This is a genomic window from Spirosoma arboris (assembly GCF_009754945.1).
GTDB lineage: Bacteria > Bacteroidota > Bacteroidia > Cytophagales > Spirosomataceae > Spirosoma > Spirosoma arboris.
On the sequence record NZ_WPIN01000003.1, the window covers coordinates 338,899 to 360,312 of the forward strand.

At 44.9% G+C, this 21,414-nt stretch carries 22 protein-coding genes; 12 read left to right on the forward strand and 10 right to left on the reverse strand.

Going from position 1 to position 21,414, the window contains the following annotated elements:
- The 3 genes from GO755_RS09195 to GO755_RS09205 are packed head-to-tail and all read left to right on the forward strand — an operon-like array spanning window position 1 to window position 2,070.
- A complete protein-coding gene (locus GO755_RS09195; protein WP_157584456.1) occupies window positions 1-753 on the forward strand; it encodes a YHYH protein in 753 nt (250 codons plus the stop codon).
- Window positions 725-1,381 (forward strand): toxin-antitoxin system YwqK family antitoxin, encoded by a 657-nt coding sequence (locus GO755_RS09200; protein ID WP_157584457.1) that lies wholly within the window; start codon window positions 725-727, stop codon window positions 1,379-1,381. Before GO755_RS09195 ends, GO755_RS09200 begins: the two co-directional genes overlap by 29 nt.
- Window positions 1,382-1,422: 41 nt before the next feature.
- Complete coding sequence (locus GO755_RS09205; RefSeq protein ID WP_157584458.1) at window positions 1,423-2,070, forward strand: SCO family protein; 648 nt, start codon at window positions 1,423-1,425, stop codon at window positions 2,068-2,070.
- A gap of 26 nt (window positions 2,071-2,096) precedes the next feature.
- Here GO755_RS09205 and coaD read toward each other — a convergent pair whose 3' ends face one another.
- The 4 genes from coaD to GO755_RS09225 form a co-directional block, all read right to left on the reverse strand.
- A complete protein-coding gene (gene coaD, locus GO755_RS09210) occupies window positions 2,097-2,561 on the reverse strand; it encodes a pantetheine-phosphate adenylyltransferase (protein WP_157584459.1) in 465 nt (154 codons plus the stop codon).
- Between the two features lie 83 nt (window positions 2,562-2,644).
- Window positions 2,645-3,535: a DUF3822 family protein gene (locus GO755_RS09215; protein WP_317165823.1), complete on the reverse strand. Its 891-nt coding sequence runs from the start codon at window positions 3,533-3,535 to the stop codon at window positions 2,645-2,647.
- A 91-nt stretch (window positions 3,536-3,626) separates the two neighbouring features.
- Window positions 3,627-4,178 (reverse strand): NUDIX domain-containing protein, encoded by a 552-nt coding sequence (locus tag GO755_RS09220; RefSeq protein WP_227686903.1) that lies wholly within the window; start codon window positions 4,176-4,178, stop codon window positions 3,627-3,629.
- Window positions 4,179-4,291: 113 nt separating this feature from the next.
- Complete coding sequence (locus GO755_RS09225) at window positions 4,292-4,729, reverse strand: CBS domain-containing protein (protein WP_157584460.1); 438 nt, start codon at window positions 4,727-4,729, stop codon at window positions 4,292-4,294.
- A 165-nt stretch (window positions 4,730-4,894) separates the two neighbouring features.
- Here GO755_RS09225 and GO755_RS09230 point away from each other — a divergent pair, with 165 nt between their 5' ends.
- Complete coding sequence (locus GO755_RS09230) at window positions 4,895-6,388, forward strand: ATP-dependent DNA helicase (RefSeq protein WP_157584461.1); 1,494 nt, start codon at window positions 4,895-4,897, stop codon at window positions 6,386-6,388.
- Window positions 6,389-6,482: 94 nt separating this feature from the next.
- The gene (locus GO755_RS09235) at window positions 6,483-7,061 is read left to right on the forward strand and encodes a DUF4126 domain-containing protein (protein ID WP_157584462.1); all 579 of its coding nucleotides are present in this window, start codon (window positions 6,483-6,485) and stop codon (window positions 7,059-7,061) included.
- A gap of 115 nt (window positions 7,062-7,176) precedes the next feature.
- Here the strand turns inward: GO755_RS09235 and htpG are convergent, their stop codons facing one another.
- Complete coding sequence (htpG, locus tag GO755_RS09240) at window positions 7,177-9,006, reverse strand: molecular chaperone HtpG (RefSeq protein ID WP_157584463.1); 1,830 nt, start codon at window positions 9,004-9,006, stop codon at window positions 7,177-7,179.
- A 208-nt stretch (window positions 9,007-9,214) separates the two neighbouring features.
- On the opposite strand from htpG, the gene GO755_RS09245 reads away from it, so the two are divergent.
- Together GO755_RS09245 and GO755_RS09250 are read left to right on the forward strand one after the other, a co-directional pair.
- Window positions 9,215-10,066: an RpnC/YadD family protein gene (locus GO755_RS09245; RefSeq protein WP_157584464.1), complete on the forward strand. Its 852-nt coding sequence runs from the start codon at window positions 9,215-9,217 to the stop codon at window positions 10,064-10,066.
- Window positions 10,067-10,073: 7 nt separating this feature from the next.
- Entirely contained in the window at window positions 10,074-10,382 is a 309-nt protein-coding gene (locus tag GO755_RS09250; protein ID WP_317165824.1) for a rhodanese-like domain-containing protein, read from the forward strand.
- 7 nt (window positions 10,383-10,389) lie between these two features.
- On the opposite strand, the gene GO755_RS09255 is transcribed toward GO755_RS09250, so the two are convergent.
- From GO755_RS09255 to rplS, 3 genes are all read right to left on the reverse strand, one after another.
- Complete coding sequence (locus GO755_RS09255) at window positions 10,390-11,319, reverse strand: bestrophin family protein (RefSeq protein ID WP_157584465.1); 930 nt, start codon at window positions 11,317-11,319, stop codon at window positions 10,390-10,392.
- A 44-nt stretch (window positions 11,320-11,363) separates the two neighbouring features.
- Window positions 11,364-12,143: a diaminopimelate epimerase gene (gene dapF, locus GO755_RS09260; protein WP_157584466.1), complete on the reverse strand. Its 780-nt coding sequence runs from the start codon at window positions 12,141-12,143 to the stop codon at window positions 11,364-11,366.
- Between the two features lie 72 nt (window positions 12,144-12,215).
- A complete protein-coding gene (gene rplS / locus GO755_RS09265) occupies window positions 12,216-12,587 on the reverse strand; it encodes a 50S ribosomal protein L19 (RefSeq protein ID WP_157584467.1) in 372 nt (123 codons plus the stop codon).
- A gap of 115 nt (window positions 12,588-12,702) precedes the next feature.
- Here rplS and GO755_RS09270 point away from each other — a divergent pair, with 115 nt between their 5' ends.
- Both GO755_RS09270 and GO755_RS40885 read left to right on the forward strand, forming a co-directional pair.
- Window positions 12,703-14,220 carry an NAD(P)H-hydrate dehydratase gene (locus GO755_RS09270; RefSeq protein WP_157584468.1) on the forward strand — a complete coding sequence of 506 codons (1,518 nt, stop codon included), beginning with the start codon at window positions 12,703-12,705 and terminating at the stop codon, window positions 14,218-14,220.
- Between the two features lie 210 nt (window positions 14,221-14,430).
- The gene (locus GO755_RS40885) at window positions 14,431-14,592 is read left to right on the forward strand and encodes a hypothetical protein (RefSeq protein ID WP_198174787.1); all 162 of its coding nucleotides are present in this window, start codon (window positions 14,431-14,433) and stop codon (window positions 14,590-14,592) included.
- An 80-nt stretch (window positions 14,593-14,672) separates the two neighbouring features.
- Here GO755_RS40885 and feoB read toward each other — a convergent pair whose 3' ends face one another.
- Together feoB and GO755_RS09280 are read right to left on the reverse strand one after the other, a co-directional pair.
- A complete protein-coding gene (gene feoB, locus GO755_RS09275; RefSeq protein ID WP_157584469.1) occupies window positions 14,673-16,790 on the reverse strand; it encodes a ferrous iron transport protein B in 2,118 nt (705 codons plus the stop codon).
- A 59-nt stretch (window positions 16,791-16,849) separates the two neighbouring features.
- On the reverse strand, window positions 16,850-17,077 hold the full coding sequence (locus GO755_RS09280) for a FeoA family protein (RefSeq protein ID WP_157584470.1): 228 nt from the start codon (window positions 17,075-17,077) through the stop codon (window positions 16,850-16,852).
- Between the two features lie 247 nt (window positions 17,078-17,324).
- Here GO755_RS09280 and GO755_RS09285 point away from each other — a divergent pair, with 247 nt between their 5' ends.
- From GO755_RS09285 to GO755_RS09295, 3 genes are all read left to right on the forward strand, one after another.
- Window positions 17,325-18,653 carry a hypothetical protein gene (locus tag GO755_RS09285; protein WP_157584471.1) on the forward strand — a complete coding sequence of 443 codons (1,329 nt, stop codon included), beginning with the start codon at window positions 17,325-17,327 and terminating at the stop codon, window positions 18,651-18,653.
- Between the two features lie 15 nt (window positions 18,654-18,668).
- The gene (locus GO755_RS09290; RefSeq protein WP_157584472.1) at window positions 18,669-20,450 is read left to right on the forward strand and encodes an ABC transporter ATP-binding protein; all 1,782 of its coding nucleotides are present in this window, start codon (window positions 18,669-18,671) and stop codon (window positions 20,448-20,450) included.
- A gap of 107 nt (window positions 20,451-20,557) precedes the next feature.
- The gene (locus GO755_RS09295; protein WP_157584473.1) at window positions 20,558-21,403 is read left to right on the forward strand and encodes a serine/threonine protein kinase; all 846 of its coding nucleotides are present in this window, start codon (window positions 20,558-20,560) and stop codon (window positions 21,401-21,403) included.
- The last annotated feature ends 11 nt before the right edge of the window (window positions 21,404-21,414 follow it).

Sequence of the window (21,414 nt, forward strand, 5' to 3'; positions counted from 1 at the left end):
ATGCAGAAAATAATCTTTCCAATGCTGCTATTGGGCCTATTGGCTTGTAGCAAGAGTGATGACACGTCCAGCACAACTACCCCAACTACAACAGGTAGTGTTGATATTACCAGTGTGGTAAAAGCCAAGTTTGCAAGTGGGGTTACAGTTACCGTTAGTGGCGACAACCTGGTTCTGAAGTGTGATGGCAGGCCCAACCATAAAACACCCTACTGGGGAGCTGGCAATGCGTTGTATGAACCATTTCCATCGGGTCATGCTGCCAACCCCAATACGATGGTTGCTCAAAATTATACCATGACGATTCCTGCCAAACCGGCCGCAGCAACCACTCATGAAGAAACATCGCTGGGTGCCATTGGGTTGGCTATCACTGGCGCGCCCATCTTCAATAATAACGAAGGCGGCAATGTAGCCTTAAATGCGGGCACCATTACCTCGTTTGATGGAGCAGGGGCTCACCCAGCCCAGGCGGGCGATTATCATTATCACGTTACAGGCACTTATACCACGACCGATGATGCCAATTTAGTCGGCTTTTTACGAGATGGTTTTCCATTATACGGACGTAAGGATAAAGATGGTACTTACCCAAGCAACCTTGATGCCTATAACGGCCATACCGCTGCTACTAACGAATTCCCAAACGGAATTTATCACTACCATACCCGAAATGAGAACTATCTAAATACAGGCTATTATATCCTTAAATCGGGTAGTTATTATGGCACCAAGGGCACATTCACTCAATAGAATTTTTCTGTTTACAACTGCTTATTGCTACTTTCTGGTGGCAATAAGCAGTTGTACCAATGCTCCAGCAACAACGGGCAAACCGATACAGACCAAGGATTATACTATTGATATAACTGGTATTCCGAATGATACTGTACTGGTAAGTGACAGAAGATTATCTGTCATCAATGGCATCTATGTGTTGGATAACCAAAAATATTCGGGTATTCTCAAGGAGCTTTACCCAAATGGCACGGTAAAAACCTATGCCTCCCTATTTCAGGGAATGCTACACGGCCTGTATAAAAGTTTCTATGAAACTGGACATCCTTATGAAGTGCGACTTTACCGAAATAACCTGAGCACAGGCAGGCATTATGGCTTCTGGCCAGAAGGAGGAATCCTGAAATTTGATTACACCTATTTTGAAGAAAAAAGGGAAGGCCTGCAAAAAAGGTGGTACAAGAATGGCAAACCCTATTTATTTACCAACTACACCGATGACCATGAAGATGGACTACAACAGGGCTGGCGAGAGAATGGGAAATTGTATCTGAACTATGTAGTCAAAGACGGACATAGATACGGCCTACAACAGTCTGCGCTTTGTTATACACTCATTAAACAGAAAATAAAATCCCGCTAACTAGCTCATATAATCAGGCCAGTCAGCTACTCCGTCAAACGATGTTAACTCTGTTCCAACAACGAATTAAGTATAGCTTAGTGGTACTATTCATCGTTCTGCTGGTCGCATGTGAACAGCCTCAGGAACGGAAGCTACCCTATTATAACACATCCGACTTTACACCCCATTTTGACAAAGAAGTATCGGACAATTTTCACCGTATACGGCCTTTTAAACTTACCGCACATACGGGACAGACCTTCACTGAAAAAAATATGGATGGTAAGATATGCGTAGCTAATTTCTTTTTTACAACCTGCCCAGGCATTTGTCCCCGAATGACCATCAATATGAAAGTGTTACAGGATACCTTTTTGGTCGATAAAAATATTCAGCTTATTTCACATTCTGTAACTCCCGATAAAGATAGTGTGGCTCGGCTACAGGCCTTTGCCAAATCCAAAAAGGTAGATGCCACGAAATGGCTGCTACTTACGGGGAGTAAAGAAGAAATATATAACCTGGGTCGAAAATTTTATTTTGTAGAAGAAGACCTTGGCGAAAAAAGAGACTCAGACATTTTTTTGCACACCGAAAATTTTGTACTAACCGATAAAAAACGGCACATCCGTGGCATTTATAATGGCCTAAGTTTACCGGCCATGCAAAATCTTATTGCCGATATCAGGGCGTTAGAAAAGGAATAGGCCTATTCGCTAGACAGCCGCTCAGTTTATTTTATCTTCTCTAATTGATAGGGTAAAAACGTATCAACCTGCTGGCCATAACGATGAAGATCGCGGATAATACTCGAACTAATGGGAGCGAGCGGAGGGGACGTAATTAAAAAAACCGTTTCTACGTCTTCATAAACGTATCGATTCACCTGCGAGATTCCATTCTCGTACTCGAAATCGGTGGTGTTACGCAAGCCCCGAAGGAGAAACTTTGCCCCTATTTCCCGAGCTACATTGGCTGTCAAATCTTCATAACTAATAACCCGTACAGCCGGATATTCTTCAAATGCGCCTTCAATTAGCTGGATCATCTGTTCCAGCGGGAAATAGCGCTCTTTACGTGTATTCCGACCAATACCAATCACGACTTCGTCGAATAGTCGTAAGCCTCTCAACACAATGTCTTCGTGGCCTTTGGTAAATGGATCAAATGAGCCCGGGAACAGAGCAATACGCTTCATAATTCATGTGAATTGGTGAATAAGCGAATGAGTGAATGAGTGAATAAAATTGCCGGATGGCCTTCACGCATTCACTCATTCATTCATTCACTCAGTAAACCTAATCCATATAAGCTCAAATACCGGTGAGCGGGCAAATCATCAAATTCATTAGCCAATATCAAGCCGGGAGGTGTTTGACCAAATGACAAATTAGGAACGAAACGATTCAATTCAGTATAGGCTTCAGCAAAGGGCGTAATTTCACCGTACAAAGTTAAATTAACATCATCTCCCGTTAAGCCTTGTTCATCGAGCACATAGAGAACATAGTAAGCCAAGTCATGGACATTTTTATAGCCAAAGCGATTACAAAAATGTAGTTGATGCGCTTTACGATACAGGATCGTCACAAACTCATCTTCAAAATATAAATAAACGGTATTGGGAGTTAGCGAAAGGCGGTCCAGGTTGGCAGTGGCTTGTATCAATGCACTGGCCTGATGAATAAAAGTCAATGGCTGAAGCGGATACATTTCCGAAAAATAGTCAGCCAGCGGGTGTTCCAAATTAAACACAGTAAAAAAACCGTCAGCTTCGTGTGCGTAAGCCTGAGCAAATTCGTGAGCGGGAAGTGTGCTACCTCGCATCAGAGTCAGATAGCTACCTGCGTATTCTTTGCGATAAAGTTGCCTGGGAATTAGTGTAAACGAGGGAGAATTGACACCAATCCGAATTTCCTGCCAGGGGCCTGCCGACAGTACGGCATGGCCTCGGAATACTTCAGGTAAAATACTCGTGAGAGGGCGATCAGTCAACAGAGACGGAAACATGTAATCCTCTAGATACAACACCCGGCCGCGCTTATCCTGAACCAGTAATTGAAACCGATCTCGTCCAACTTCCAGACATAATACCAATTTATCGGTCTGCCTCAGATCGAACGAGTTGGTACGTATGGTTACAGTAGGTGCGAGGGTCACGGCGATTTGCACAACTTCAGCAAGCTAACAGATGAAGGAATAAATACTGAACTGATATTATTTTTTAATAGACACGTCGGCAAAACCAAACGCTACTAGTTGTTTACTGCAAATAACCACGAAGACGGAACACATCATCAAGCGAATCACAATACTGGAACAATGCATGAACCTCTTTGGGCGGATAACTTTTGATTTCCTCGAAGCTCATCAGCCTGACCTCTTCAATAATTTGTCCGTTAAGGCTCATTTCGGGATCAATACCTAATCGTAATGAACCACCCGTTGCCCGAACAGCAAAAAACAATTCCATGGCGTGAAGGGGTGGTTGTATAAATTCGTTCACGAACAACATATCGCCGATTTCCACCTCCAGGCCTGTTTCTTCCATAAACTCCCGAATTAACGCTTTGGGCGCCGTTTCACTAAATTGTGGACCACCACCTGGTGGACACCAAAACGTATCGGTTAATCCAATGCCCCGATGCCGAACCATTAACAAACGATCTCCTTCACGATACAGGCCACAAACCCGCAAACGAAGGCGATTCCCATATAATTTTTGTACTTCTTCGCGGGTCGAATCCACTGGACTGGCAGAATCTAACCCAGATTGATTTTCCGACCGGTCGGACAAATCCATTACTTGCGTCATGGCATAATCGGCATTTGGGGACGCAAAGGTAGGGAATTTATGATGTATGATGTAGTGTATATGATGTATTTGACAGCAGTTTAAGGCATCATATAGTCTACATCATACATGAATTAATACGGGCTTCCAGAGATATAACTTTCGAGCGAATCAATCCGGGTTTTTTGGTCAACGATAATCGCCTTAACGACGTCATTGATTGAGATAATACCCATTAATTCGCCCTGATCCATAACAGGCAGGTGACGTATGTGTTTGTCTGACATAATCTGCATACATTCTTCTATGCGTTGATCTGGCCCGATGGTAATTACATTGGCTGTCATTACATCAGCAACGGTTGTATCATCGGAATGTCGATCTTTTAGAATAACCTTACGAGCATAATCTCGCTCAGAAAAGATCCCAGTAAGTATTCCTTTATCAACAACCAATACAGCACCAATGTTCTTATCGGCCATAAGCCTGAGCGCATCCAGCACGGTTTGATCCGACGAAACGGAGTAAAGGGCATTTATCGTTTTGCCCTGAAGAATTTGACGAATTTTCATGTGAGTCAGAAGGATTTAGTGTTGTGTGAAAATAGCAAAAAAGCACAAGGGGTAAAAGGGAAAACAGAGAAAGGATTAAAAATTTCTTAAAATCATCCTTCTTATACCTTGAAGAAGGCTATGAATTCGCTTTTTCCTTTGCGCGTTTTTTTGTAATTTAGACTCATGAACGAAACCCAAACAGCTGCTGATTTGCTGGCTAAACGTTTCCCTTTTAAGCCCACTTCTGGCCAAACACAATTCTTTGAAAAGATTGGTGCGTTCATTGCCCACGAAGAAGTTGAACACTATCGCGATTGTTTTCTACTACGTGGCTACGCGGGTACAGGCAAAACCACACTCGTTGGTACACTTATTAAAGTGCTGCCCCGATTTGGCTATAAATCGGTTTTGCTGGCCCCAACAGGTCGGGCAGCTAAAGTGATGACCAACTACGCAAAAAAATCGGCGCAGACTATTCACCGAAAAATTTATCGCCAAGTGGCCGATCCCGGCTCCGGAACATTAGCTTTTCAACGGCAGAAAAATTATCACGAAGACACGCTTTTCATTGTCGACGAGGCTTCTATGATTTCGGATGAAGCTGATTTCGGAGGGAAAGGTTTACTAACCGACCTAATTGACTTTGTTTTTGAAAGTCCTGGCAACAAATTAATGCTTGTGGGCGATACGGCTCAATTGCCGCCTGTTGGCCGTGACTTGAGCCCGGCGCTTGATCGGGGATTCCTGGCCAGCGCGTTTGATATGACTGTCTACGAACAGGAACTGACCGAAGTAATGCGCCAGGAAGAAGAATCAGGGATTCTTTACAATGCAACTGGCCTGCGGATGTTGCTGTCCAACGATAATTCGGTTACTCCTAAAGCAGTCGGTTTTGATGCCCTCCTGAGTGACAAACCAACGATGTCATCGACAGATTCTCCCGTCATCCGCCTGAATGTCCGGTCGTTTAGTGACATCTACAAAATGCCACTAACTAAACTGGAAGATGGCATTCGGTATGCCTATGATAAATATGGCCGCGAGAATACAGCCATCATTTGCCGTTCGAACAAAACAGCCGTCCAATATAATCAGTTTGTCCGGCGAATGATTGACCAGTGCGAAGAAGAACTCGACGCGGGCGACATGCTCATGATTGCCCGGAATAATTATACGGTTCTTGACGAAGATTCTCCGGCGGGTTTTCTGGCTAATGGAGAGTTTGCTGAAGTGCAGAAAATTCGTAACAAAGAAGAAATGCACGGCTTCCGATTCGCTACTGTTACATTGCGCCTAGTCGATTATGAAGAGCAGCCCGATTTTGATGCGAAAATTATGCTTGATACACTCCATACACCTGTTCCCTCACTGACATCGGATCAGTACAAGGCGTTGTATGAGAGTGTCATGAAGGATTATTTCTATATCAAAAGCAAGAAAGAACGCTCCGAAGCCATCCGGCGTGATCCATACCTGAATGCTTTACAGGTGAAATTCGCCTACGCCCTAACCTGCCACAAAGCGCAGGGCGGCCAATGGAGTGCCGTATTCGTTGATCAGGGATTTCTACCCGATGGGCAAGTGAATGACGAATTTGTAAGATGGCTCTATACAGCCTTGACCCGCGCGACAGACGAAGCATTTTTAATGAATTTCAACTCACAGTTTTTTGATTAGATTGAACACGGTTTGCAGTATTCAGTTTAAGTTTCAGCAGGCTGATACGAAAATGGGCCTATTCTAAGCCGAATACTTAAAACGTTCACTAATTATGTCCTTCGAATGGATTATAAGTGCCTGTATTGGCGTTGGCCTGGCCGCGTGTTGTGGCTTTCGGGTTTTTGTGCCTTTACTAATCGCCAGTGTAGCTACTAAACTCGGTCTTGTTGGCACAATGGCTGGTTTTGAATGGCTTAGTGGTTGGCCTGCTCTGGTGGGTCTAACGGTCGCAACTGTATTTGAAATAGGCGCTTATTATATCCCCTGGCTCGACAACGCGCTCGATACCATTGCTACACCAACTTCGATTATTGCCGGAACCTTACTAAGCACCTCATTTCTACACATCGACAATCCTGTGCTACATTGGGGCTTGGGCTTAATTTTGGGCGGGAGTTCAGCCGGAATTGTTCAGGCGGGTACCAGTTTGCTCCGACTTGGTTCTACAGCCACGACGGGTGGAGTCGGCAATCCCGTTGTAGCGACAGGCGAAAATGTAGCGTCCTTTGGGCTGTCGCTTTTCAGTATTTTTTTACCCTTGTTGGCGGTCGCAATTATTGTCCTTATACTAATCTTCATTCTGGGGCGCTTGGTGGCCCGGAGGAAAGTCTGGTTCACTAAAAAAATCTGAACCGGGATTTATGTGATTTAACTGACCGACTTTGATTTCTTTTACTTGGCTTTCGCAGAAAGCTGAATACCAAAATCAAAGTCAGTCAGTTAAATCACATAAATCCCGGTCAGAATTACAATTTCTCCACCGTCCGACGTACAAAGGCCGTCAAATCAGCTCCTGTGAGCATGTTTTGCGAAAGCAGTGCGAGGTCATACAATTGCTTCACCAACGATTTCTGAACATCGGCGTCAATTTCTCCCAGTATTTTACTGATCAGCGGATGGTTTGCATTTACCACTACATTGTAGCTTGAGGGTAGGCTACCATAGAATGATTGTTCGCCCGAAAGAGCCGCCATGTCTTTCATCCGACGCATAAACTCAGGCATCGTAATCGTAACAGGCAATTCATCCGTTGGCTGGGCCTCTACACTCACATTGAGCATTTTATTGTCCAATACCTGCTCGAATACTTCTTTCAGCTTAGTTTGGTCCGCTTCCGATAATACACTTTCATTGTTCAGCCCCTTATCAATCAGTTTGTCAATTGAATCGGCATCAACACGCTGGAAATGCACTTTTTCAAGTTTTTGCTCCAGTGCATTAATGAAATGAGCGTCGATAACATTATCCATCAACAGCACATCGTATCCACGTCGGGTTGCTGATTCAATATAAGAATGCTGTTGTTTGCGATCGCTGGTATACAGAATCACCAACGTTTCATTTTTATCAGTCTGGTTAGCTTGGATTTTCTCGCGATACTCGTCCAGCGTGGTATAAACCCCTTCCGTATTTTTGAGTAGTACAAAGTTTTTCGCTTTCTCCCAGAATTTCTCGTCGCTTAGGATACCATACTTAATAAACAATCCGATGTCATCGAACTTCTCTTCGAAGGCTTTCCGATCGGCATTGAACAGTTCATTAAGTTTATCAGCAACTTTCCGTGTGATGTAGCCATTGATTTTCTTAACGTTCGAATCGGCCTGTAAGAAACTCCGCGATACGTTAAGCGGGATATCAGGCGAATCAATTACGCCATGAAGCATCATCAGGAAGTCAGGCACTACGTCCTTTACTTCGTCGGTAATGAATACCTGGCGGCTATAAAGCTGAATTTTCTCCCGCTGAAAACGCAGTTCGTTTTTGATACGCGGGAAATACAGGATACCGGTCAGATTGAAGGGATAATCGACGTTTAGATGAATCCAGAACAAAGGCTCCTCACTCATCGGATACAGTTCCTTGTAGAACGTCTTGTAATCTTCATCCGTCAACTCCGAAGGCGACTTCGTCCAGATTGGGGCTGTATTATTTACAACCTTCCCATCAAACTCTACCGGTACGGGGAGGAAGCGAGCATATTTGTCCAGTATAGACTGTAACCGGCCTTTACTCAGGAATTCCTCCGAATCGGGAGCAATGTGCAGAATAATATCGGTTCCACGCTCAGCCTTTTCGGCAGCCGTTAATTCGAACTCGGTCGAGCCATCGCAAACCCAGCGAACAGGTTCAGCGCTTTCACGGAATGACTTCGTTACGATCTCAACGGTCGAAGCCACCATAAAGGCAGAATAGAACCCTAAACCAAAATGCCCGATAATCTGACCCTTATCGTCTGTTTTATCTTTGTATTTTTCAAGAAAATCAGTCGCACCAGAAAACGCAATCTGGTTTATATACTTCTTAACCTCGTCGGCGGTCATACCGATACCATTATCACTAACAGTAATGGTTTTGGCGTCCTCATCCAGTGAAACAGTCACTTTCAGATCACCTAATTCGCCCCCAAACTCGCCAAATGAAGAAAGTTGACGCAGTTTTTGAGTTGCATCGACAGCATTAGAGACCAGTTCACGCAGGAAAATCTCGTGGTCGGAATAGAGAAATTTCTTGATAATCGGGAAGATGTTCTCGGTATGGATCGAAATCTGCCCTTTCTCGTTCTGTACGGCTTCCATAAGGTATAGTTAGATGTAATTATGATCTATCAGGTCATTCGTCAAATCTTGTTCCAGTGTAGACAAGTCTGACAGATTGACAGTTTTTAGTTATATACAATTAAAGGATTTATAGTACCTTGTAACGATTAAAGGTCGTCATTCCAAGCAATCCAGTCAATACGACAAGATACTTAAAGAAAACCTGGAAGCTTCAATTCCAGGTCTTATGGAAAAAGTACTTGGTATTTACCCCATTTTATCGGAAGAACTCCCTGACGACCTACAGCATACGAAAGAACGTAAGCCCGATGCTCTGAAGCGCATTACAGACCGATCTGGTCAGACCTTTATACTACACCTCGAATTTCAACTGGCAAATGAGCCCAAAATGGTTCATCGGATGCACAATTATTGTGCTATGTTGCTGGAATTATATGAAGTTCCAATACGACAATATGTATTTTATTTAGGGCCAATGGTAGCTAGAATGCCAACCAATTTGAACATTGGTGATCTGTCTTTCCAGTATAATCTCATTAGCTTCCGTGACCTTGACTATCATTTATTCTTAACCTCGAATACACCAGAAGAAATTTTACTAACTGTATTAGCTAATTTCCAACCGCAAGAGTCACCAGCCGTACTAAATCAGGTTCTTCAAAAGCTTGATGAAACTGCCGAAGGCCCCTTGGTGTTTCAAAGGTACATAGCGCAATTGCGCGTTTTAGTTCAATTGCGTAATTTTCAACCATTACTAGAAGCCGCTATGGATAATCTAACTAAATACGTAAATGAGCAAAATGATCCTTTTTACGTTAAGGGGCGTAATCTAGGATTCTTACTAGGTACAGAAAAAGGAATTCAAGAGGGAATGCAAAAAGGTATTCAAGAAGGAATACAAAAGGGTATTCGAGAGGGAATACAAAAAGGTATTCAGGAAGGAGAGGCTAAATCCCAGTTTCAACTAATAAAAAACCTACTGACTGAAACGACCTTTTCTGATGAGAAGATTGCTCACTTAGCGGGCGTTGCTCTGGATGTTGTACAAGCAACTCGGCTCAAATTAGCTCAAAAATAGATTATCTGTGCCCACCCATTCTTACACCGACATTACCCTCTCCGAAGTGGAAGCACTTCGTCAACAACCATATACTGTTGTTATCGATGTACGCGATGAATGGGAGTTTGACGAGTTCAACATTGGTGGAATAAATATTCCTCTGCCTGACATTCGTACCCGAAAAGCTGAACTTCTACCCTACGACTCTCTGATTGTGATTTGCACCAATGGCGTTCGGAGTCGGGTGGCAGCCAAAGATTTACTGCGCCAGCCAGAACTACAGAACAAAACCATTTATCATTTACACGGAGGAATTATCGAATCTGTCGATTAATTCACTCTCAGGTCACAATCGTGAATCCTGGTCTGGCGGCCTGTTTTTCGACGTGCGGCAGGTATATCTGCAAAATATCATGGACATTTACCCGAATCAATTGACTCAACTGATTCAGAGGCAGATCATTGCGTTCCATCCCAAAAGGCTCTTCAATCTCTTCGCCAATCATTTCAAGACCTACCAAAACATAGGATGTTAATACAACAGCCGGAATAGTTAGATAACCGAAAGCAACAATCACCGTGAATGGCAACAGAGCAACGTAGAGAATGATAAACAGCTTGATAAACAGCATATATGAGAATGGAATCGGCGTGCTTTTAATCCGCTCACAAATGCCACACACATCCATTAACGTTGTCAAATGCTGATTCAGGTTAATATGCTGCGATTCAGAAATATGCCCTGCCCGATAGAGTGCTTCGGTCTTCACCCAAAGTTGATTGGCCACACCAGCGGGTTTATGGTCGAAGTTGCTCAAATCACGTCGTTCACCTTCTTCCACCATATCCAGTTCGTCCAATCTAGGCATATCACGTAGATGATTCTTGAGTGCAAATGGGAAGTTGGAGATCGCTTTCGCAAAAAATCGGCGACTTTCGCTATCACCTTCCGGCAAAACAGCATTAAAGAAGATAGCCAGATTGCGACAATTGTTCACTAGTTCACCCCACGCTTGTCGCCCCTCATAGAAACGATCATAAGCGGTATTCGTCCGAAAAATCAACAGTAGGCTTAGCAGAATACCCATTGCCCCCAGAAATGAGCCCGGTGTATCTTTTAGCCGTAGATCTGTGTAATGCATTTCGGCAACTGTAACAATTGTTACGTAGATCCCAACAACAACTAGTCGCCGAAGCAGGGATTTAGCCGTAGGGCCCGTATGAAAATGCCAAATAGATGGGAGTATTCCTTTGTTCTTATAAAGAATCATTTGATTGAATCAATGTATAGCTCCCAAGTTAACTAGTCTAAGGCCTAAACGGTTATCGTTCCAGCAAAAACACGCCTGGCTGGACCAATCAGATAAATAGTATCAAACTGCTCTAATGCTTTGGCATTAAACGATATCCGAAGATTACCTCCAAGGGTTTTAATCAACACAGGATCGGGCATATTTAATTGATGATGCGCGACTAAAGCAACCGCTGTTACACCTGTGCCACACGAATATGTCTCATCTTCCACACCGCGCTCATACGTCCTGACGAATAATGTGTTACCATCAATCGGCTGCACAAAATTGACGTTTGTACCACCGGGTTGAAAGCGTGCATCATAGCGAATGGCGCGGCCTTCTTTAACGACATCGAGGAATTCAAGATCATCGACAAACTGAACAACATGGGGAGAGCCAGTATTTAGGAATGTAAGCCCACCTCGGTTATCAATGCCAGTCACTTCACTCATTTTCAGGGAGACCGTTTCTTCGCTTATAAAGGCAGTATGTTCACCATCTACAGCTAGAAAACGAGTTTCACGCTCAAACAAGCCCAGGTCATGAGCGAATCGAACAATGCAACGGCCACCGTTGCCACACATGCTTCCTTCGGCCCCATCGGCATTGAAATACACCATCCGAAAATTATAATTCGGATCGTTCTGTAGCAGGATAAGTCCATCGGCGCCGATACCGAAACGTCGGTCGCAAAGGCGTTCGACAAGGGCCTGATCAGAAGCAGGAAATGTTTCGTTACGGTCGTCAATTAGCACGAAATCGTTGCCGGTACCCTGGTATTTAAAAAAGTCGAGAGTCATTAATTTGTAACGTTATAACTCATAAAAAAAGCCACCTTTTCAGGCAGCTTTTGATTTTTAGCAACTAGGCAATTAAGCTGCAACGGCTTTTGCTTTCCGCTCTTTAACACGAGCAGCTTTACCCTGACGACCGCGTAGGTAGAACAACCGAGCCCGGCGAACTTTACCCAAACGGACAACTTCAACTTTGTCGATATTAGGCGAAAGAAGCGGAAAAATCCGTTCAACACCTACACCGTTAGACACTTTGCGGACAGTGAATGTTTCACCACCGCTGCTTGGATTCCGGCGTTGGATCACCGTACCCGTAAAGACCTGAATACGCTCTTTATTTCCTTCGCGGATTTTAACGTGTACGTTCACCGTATCGCCGGCCCGGAATGTGGGCAACTCGGTGCGACGCTGCGCGTTGTCTGCCTCCACTAATTTGATTAACTCGCTCATGACCGTATATAAATCGCCAGATAAGTATTTGCGAAATGAGCCGCAAAGATAGTAAATTTCTAGTAGGAAGAAAATACTTTTGCAAAATTACAGTTGAGTACATTGCGACACAGTTATGAAAATTCTAAACGTTGACCAAATCCGCGCCCTTGATCAATCGACTATAGAGCATGAACCCATTGCCCCCATCAATTTGATGGAACGTGCGGCTCTTGCCTTTGTTGACTGGTTTGTTGATCGTTTTCCTAATACAACTCCTGTCAAATTATTCTGCGGGTTAGGTAATAATGGGGGCGACGGTCTGGCCATTGCCCGATTACTTCTGGAACGAGATTATCCCATTGAAATACACGTTGTCCGGTATGCGCCCAGGGAATCAGACGATTTTATGCATAATCATCGGCGACTAAAATTAGTCACCGAAACGATTCGTTATATTGAATTAACGCAGGAAATTCCAGCCCTTCGCCACAACGAAGTACTCATTGATGCTATTCTGGGGTCGGGCCTTTCGCGACCAACGGAGGGAATTGTCAAGAGTGTTATCGAAATGATCAATCGTTCGCCAGCAACAGTCGTTGCACTAGATATTGCGAGCGGTCTCTACACCGACAAACCCAACGCGCCTACTGATACGATTATTGAACCCGATTATACAGTTACCTTTCAATTGCCTAAACTGGCATTTATGTTGCCAAAAAATGGCCGTTACGTAGGCGATTGGCATATTGTGGACATTCGATTGCATAAGCGGTATATTGACCTGGCTCCTACCCCCTATTATTATACGCAGCCTCAGGACGCCCGACTATTATTGCGTAAACGTGATCGGTTCTCGAATAAAGGGTCGTTTGGTCACGCCCTGCTCATGGTTGGTAGTTATGGAAAAATGGGGGCGGCTGTTCTGGCAGCTAAAGCTTGCCTGCGGTCGGGGGTTGGCCTGTTGACGGTTCATGTACCCAAGTGTGGTTATGACGCACTACAGATAGCTGTACCCGAAGCCATGTGCCGCCCTGATGGTAACCCGAATGTACTAACCGGAACTCCAGACCGGGGTGCAAGCGAATTAAATAGTCCCACTCCAGCCGACTACGCGGTGGTTGGTATTGGTTCTGGTATTGGGCAGGCCCCCGAAACACTGGATATGCTCAAAGGCTTGCTCAAGACGTTGAAAAAGCCGATGGTTATTGATGCTGACGCGTTGAATTTACTGTCCGAAAATCGGGAGTTACTAAAGCAAATTCCCAAAAACAGTATCCTTACACCCCATCCCAAAGAGTTTGAACGGCTAACCCAAAAGTGGGAGAATGATTATCAGAAATTAGATATTCTCCGTGAGTTTGCCCAAAAGTATCGGGTCGTCGTTGTCTTAAAAGGAGCCAACTCGGCAATAGCAACACCCGAGGGTGATGTCCATTTCAACTCAACGGGCAATCCAGGTTTAAGTACTGGCGGTACTGGCGATGTACTGACGGGAATCATAACGGCTTTACTAGCCCAAAACTATGACTCTATCGAGGCTGCCGTTCTGGGTGTGTTTGCGCATGGATTAGCTGGTGACCGGGTAGCCGCACAACGAGGCCCTATTGGTATGATTGCTACTGATGTAATAGACGCTCTCCGGTGGGAGTAAAGTCAATTCATAAAAGTTTTAATAATTCTGTTACTTTACCAGGCAGGTAGGGTCTTATCAAACAAGCTACCGTTTTGAAGAAACAAACATATATTAGTTAGTGCCAGATCAGGTAGTTATACGTATCGAAAAAATCCGTGTTTTTGCGCTGTTTTGATTATAGCGGATATCCCAATTTTGTACCGAACTATATCACCTACTGACACACCAATGAAAAATATAGTACAACGGGACTGGCGAAGTAATCGCCCTTCACGAAGAGACCGGACAGGTTTCGATCAAACAACTGCCTTAGGTAGTTTGGCCGTAGCACTGTTAGCTTATATCATTTACCATATCTATCCTCTGGTTTCAAAAGGATTGCTCTGGTAATCAAATCTTTACCAATAAAAACCGCACGAGTGACATCTACAGATGTTGTCGTGCGGTTTTTTAATGGTCATTGGGACCACCTACTGAAGTAATTGATAGGTAAGAAAGGCCGCTCCATAAGCCAGCAACATCATATAAACTAATTGAACAGCAGGCCATTTCCAGCTTTTTGTCTCTCGCTGCGTAGCCGCTAAGGTGCTCATGCACATCATGGCAAACACATAAAAAATTAGCAATGACCAGGCAAGAGCCGGCGTATACATAGCCCCTCCTGTACTAGGATTTCGTTCCTGACGAAGTCGTTCCCGAATTGTAATATCCGCATTATCTCCCCCACTACCGATACTATAAATTGTAGACATAGTCCCGACAAATACCTCACGGGCGGCAAATGAGCTAAGTAATGCAATTCCAATTTTCCAGTCATAGCCAAGTGGACGAATCACAGGCTCAATGAAGTGCCCAAACTGTCCGGCATAGGATGCTTCGAGTCGATCGGAGGCTATCTGATTCTGTAGTTGATCCGTAGAAAGTGTTCGATTTTGCTGCTTCGCGCGGGCTTCTGCCCTATCCATCGAATCGCCGGGGCCATAACTGGCCAGCACCCATAATACAATAGAAATGGCCAGAATTACCCGTCCTGCCTCCCAAACAAATGATCGAACACTTTCCCACACAGTCAATCCAACGTGATTCCAGCGCGGCATCTTAAACGTTGGCAACTCCATGATAAAATAACCACGCTCTTTGGTTCGAAGGAACAATTTCAACACATAAGCGGCTACTAAGGCGCTCACTAAACCAAGCAGATATAAGGCCATTAGGGCCAAGCCCTGCAAATTAAACAAGCCCAGAATGCGCCGGCTTGGGACTACCAATGCAATTAGAATGGTATAAATAGGTAACCGGGCTGAGCAACTCATCAGGGGCGTTACCAGAATCGTAATAAGGCGGTCTCGTCGGGTGCCGATGCTTCGTGTTGCCATAATGGCTGGCACCGCACAGGCAACGCCCGAAATTAATGGTACTACACTTCGGCCATTCAGTCCAAACTTGCGCATAATGCGATCCATGATCACCATTACCCGCGACATATAACCCGATTCTTCAAGCAGGGCGACCAGCAGAAATAGAAACGCTATTTGAGGAATAAACACTAATATTCCACCAATACCGGCCAGAATTCCATCGGTTAATAAATCGGTGAGGGGACCAGAAGGCAGGCTCTCTTTTAGCTGACCATTGAGCCAGGCCACACCCGCGTCAATGGCATCCATAAAAGGCTGCGCCCACGCAAAAATAGCCTGAAAAATCAGGAGCAGAATGAAGCCAAAAATAGCGTACCCCCAAACTGGGTGCAACAAATAATGGTCTAGTTTCTGGCTCCAGGTAGGCTGATTAGTAGATCGTTTACTGGTAACGACCTCCTTTGTAATGGCCGCAATCCGTTTATAACGGGTAATCGTTTCGCTTGCTTGAAATGTCTGCTCATTAAACTGATATTTATCAATGAGCGCATCCAGTCCAACCTGCTGAGAACGATTCAGGAACGAGAACCCATCATGCTGAATAAGGTATTGTAAAGAAAGATAATTATTGTCGAGGTGGTACTGTTTTTTGGTATCTGAAATCAGATCCGATAGTTCTTCTTCCGGATCAAAGAACAATTTACCAGGCATTACTGGCTCCTGAAGTTGCCCCAAAATAGCCTTTTTGAGTAAATCAAGTCCTTCGCCGGTACGCGCATTGATACGCACAACCGGAACACCCAACCGCATCGCCAGGCGAACCGCATTAACCTCTTTGGCCTCCTGTTGAGCTACATCGAGCATGTTTAGAGCCAGGACGACCGGAACACCAAAGTCAGACACCTGTGTGAAAAGCAGGAGATTCCGGTGCAGATTAGCCGCGTCGACAACAACTACAGAAACATCAGGATAGTCGGGGTGTTCAGGATTAGCCAGAATATCGGTTACGATTTGCTCATCTAAGGACTTCGGGTAAATGGAATAAATACCGGGAAAATCAACGATAGTAGCAATCGTTTGCGTATCAACAGGCCAGGTCCCCGATTTCTTATCTACTGTAACACCGGGAAAATTACCCGTTTTTTGGCGCAGACCTGTTAGTTGGTTAAATAGGGACGATTTACCAGCGTTTGGATTGCCAATGAGGGCGATTACGGGTGATGGTCTCAATACAAAGTAGGATGAATGATACGCGCTAGTTTATACGCTTTATTCATCATTTATCATTCTTAATTCTCAATTAGGATGGTGGCTGCTTCTGATTTACGCATAGCCAGACAGTAACCTGCCACGTTCAGGCAGATTGGGTCACCAAGTGGTGCTTTACCAGATACACAGATCTCCGCACCGGGCAAACAGCCCATTTCGAGCAATTTAAGCGACATCAACTGATTGTTAAAGGATTGAATGGTGGCTCGTTCGCCAACTTTCAAATCAGCTACACTGCGCTTGCTCATGATGCCGGTGGTGTTAATCTTTATTTAGATTCAGTTTAATTAACGCAAGATTACAACGGAAAGTTTTTGTATGCAAGCAGGGTCAGGGAAAATATCGACTGATCCCCTCTGTGTCAGTAGCTAAGAACCACAGACAATCCTATAGATCAATTTATAGGTTTTCCTGTAGACCGAATGTAGGTCTTTGTGGAGGAAACAGCAACAGACGAAGTATGACCTTTGTAACGGTCTAAAAATCAACTACGTCATGCAATCTCTTTCATCTGCTCCCGCTTCTTATACACTTACCAGTACTGATCTAAAATCGGAAGACGAAGGTTTTTTCAGTGTACTCTACGAAATCATCCGGCGGCATCCGGTTCTATTTACAGTGCTATTTATGATTCCGTTCGTGGCCTTGCTGATTTCGATGGGCCTGAAATGGTTCTACGTCTTTAACGACTCGTCTCACTACTTGTCTAACTTCCAGATTGACCCAAAAACCGGTGCTTGGTCTGACAATCAACGTTATTTCAGCCCTGGCATTGACCGGTATATCCGCGAACTGGACATCGCTGGTTTGCTCGGGGGGATTGTCGGGATTTTCATTGGCCTGTTCGTGACCGTATCAACCGAGAAAGCGAACCGCCAGAAAGAAAAGATCAATCAGCAGGAAATGGAACATATTAAAACCCAGACTAATCTGCTGGTCCAGGCTACCCAATCGCTCAATACACTAATGGTCGATGTGAGTGGTAAGGTCAATGAAAAAGTGCTTCTCATGGAAGGTTCTGATGAGGTGCTAAACGGGATCAGCAAGGTAGTTGAATCGGCACAATCGCAGGGAAACGACCTCTTGGTATTGTCTAATACAGCTCGTCTGGAAGGTATCGCTCCATTTCGTATGGAATATGTTGCTAAACATGCCGACCTGAAACCACATGAACTCCGCAATGCAACCCAGTTCGATTACGCTCGCAAAGCAGAAGCCCTCCAGCGCGACCGAACCGACGTAGAAAACAAGTTAAAAGGTGCGGCACTGTACCTCCAGAATATGGGTAGTGATGCACACGTTGAATTTGTTACACTCAACGATCAGAATGAAGGTGCTACCCATGCTTTCTTAAAATACCTCGGCAAGGTTGTTAATGAACACGTATCGGTAGAAACCTATCGTCCTGGTAGTAATTCAATCCTGAACCAGCGCGATGATATTCCACACCATAATCGGTTTTTGGTCCCCTCTTCAGGAGAAGAATCTGTGAAACCTAAATCTCTGTTAGTAAACCAATTATACAAAGATCACTCACAGGCAATCCGGGAAATGCAGGAACTGGGTATCCGCGTTTCAAAAGTCAATAAAACGCTGCCGGTACAACTCTTTATCAGTTCCCCTCGCGACAATAAGCCGGGTATCTTCCGGGGCCTTTGCGTCTGCATTCTTGGTAGTGGCTCAAGCGCCAGTGGTCGGGCCACTAAACTGACGGCTTTCCTAACAGAAGACCCACATATTGTAGCCTCAATGACCGAGCTCTTCTACGATTACCAAACCGATGGCAAATTGACTACTCAAGAGTTCATCCGCCAGATCATGTAATCTCTTGTCAGCTATATGAACACTTTTCTTCTTATCCGCAAACTCTGGCCTTTTGTCCGTAACTACCGAGGCAGCCTGATTCTGGCGCTCTTACTAACAACGATCGGGGCTTTGCTGGCACAGGTTACGCCTTTAGTGATGGAGTATTCGGTCAATACCGTGCAGGGATTACTTAAACGCCCTATCGACAATACCGAAGTGATTCGGGTAGTGGGCAGTTTAGTGGCGATTCTGCTCACCAAGGAATTATTGGCTCTGTTAGTCCAATTAGGGCAGAAATTCCTGAGCGACCGCATCCGGTTTCGAATGGCCGCCGACCTATATGATTTCACAATTAGTCGGATTGCGTCCTATCATTTATCATTCTTCGCACAGGACCAAAATCAGATTGGTAAGCTTGAAAAACGAATCGATAAAGGTATCGACAGCCTGACCAAGACCGTTAAGAATCTGTTTGTCGATATTGCTCCGATGGTCGCCAATGCAGCCTTTGCCCTGGTGTTGATTTATAACAAAAATATTGGCGTGGGAATCGTGGCAACACTAGTTCTACCCGTGTACGCCTACATTAGCCGGGAACAGACAAATCGCCAGAAGCAGATTCGTCGCAACATTCAGGAAGTGCGTGAAAACAAGGCTAATGCTCTCTATGGGTTACTGGAGTCTATTTTCGTTGTGAAATCGTTTGTCCGGGAGAGCTACGAACAACGCCGTCAGCAAGTGCTCAATTTGAGTCTATGCGAAAAAGAAATTCGGCATCACCGCACGAACTACTGGTTCGATGGTTTGAAAAGCATTGCCGAACAGGTGGGTATCGTTCTGGTCTTCGTCGTGACGATCTATTTCGTACTAAATCGTCAGATGACTGTAGGCGCCATTCTCCTTCACATCATGCTATTCAACAATGTGTCGGCACCCGTTCGGCATCTGCATCGCATCTATGACGAATATACAGAAGCTCTAACCTATGCCGAAGGCTTTTTCGATATGATCGAAAACAATTCATACCTGCACCAACGCGGGTCACTAAAGCCAACCAGCTGGACAGGTCACTTCTCACTGCAAAATGTGGATTTTGTCTATCCCAATGGTAAGCAGGCACTTCACAATGTAACGCTTGATTTAAAGCCAGGAAAAGTGACGGCGCTGGTTGGACTGTCAGGAGCTGGTAAAAGTTCGGCGCTGAATCTGCTGGCGGGATTTTATAACCCAACACGGGGCAGCGTTCTGCTGGATGGCCAACCACTTGCCGACTACGACAGTGAATTAGTTCGGGAAAATGTGGGATTGGTACTACAGAAAAACCACATTTTTGCTGGTACTATCGAAGAAAACATCCGCTATGGGCGTCTTGAGGCTACGACCGAGGAGGTTATTGAAGCAGCCCGCCAGGCGAGTCTTCACCATCAGGTTCAGCAATTACCTAAGGGTTACCAGACCGAAGCCCGTGCGCTATCGGGAGGCCAACAACAGCGTATTGCAATTGCTCGTCTGTTCCTAAAAAACCCTCCGGTCCTGTTGCTTGACGAACCCACCGCCAGCCTTGATGCCATTACCGCTGAACAAATCAAGGATAGTCTGGATGCGATCAAACAGAATCGTACAGTACTCATTATCTCGCACAACATTAGTCAGATTATGGATGCCGACCAGATTTATGTACTACAGGAAGGTGAAGTCGTAGGTCAGGGAACTCACGAATCACTTTACCAATCGGGAGGGCTCTATCGAGACATTATTGATTCTAATGCCAGAACACTGAATATCAGCCGATTGGCGGCCACTGTACTTGGATAATTTAGTAATTTCAGTTTCCGTGTTTCAAGTTCCAGTCGGACTATAAACAGAGCTTTAATATAGCGAAGCGGCTAACCTTGAACTTGAATCTTGACCATAACACTAATATGAACCAGACGATTCGAGGCTATACACTTACGCAATGGCTGGGATCAGGCGGCATGGGAGAAGTTTATCAGGCTTATCATGACGAAACACGACAGACAGTGGCGATCAAACTGTTGAGCCGGCTGGAGCATGCGGAACGATTTCGGAACGAAGCTAGTGTCCAAGCCTCATTACGGCATCCGCACATCGCACTCCTGCACGATTTTTTTGTCGAAAGCGGGCTATCTTGTTTAGTGATGGAGTACATCGAAGGACCAACCATCGAACAGTTTATCCGCAAGAACGGTCCCCTTACTGAAGAAGCGGCCTGGAAAATAGTAGGACAAATTGCATCAGCATTAGCCTATCTGCACAGTAATAAGATCGTACATCGGGATCTGAAAGCAGGCAATATAAAGTTTGGCCGCCAGGGCAACGCTAAACTATTGGACTTTGGTCTGGCTCGTCTGGCTAACTCTCCCCGACTAACGCGGCAGGGACATCTGGTGGGTACGGCTTATTCAATGGCACCTGAACAATTTACCGGCGAAAGTACCTCGGCATCAGATTGTTGGGCGTTAGGTGTATTGTTCTATGAAATGCTTACAGGCTATACGCCTTTTGGGGGAACTACAGAATCCGAAATAGGTCGCCTGATTCAAAAAGCCGATTACCTCTCTCCTATTAAGTTAAAACCAACGCTATCACGGACCAGCGAACGACTCATCGATAAACTGTTGGTTGTCAATCCTGAGAATCGACTAACAGCCCAACAGGTAGTGGAACTAATTCAGGACCCGACTCAATTGGATAGCCCCAACTGGGTCGATCCAATTCGGAAATTATGGGGGAAGCTAAAGTTTTGATCAGATTGATT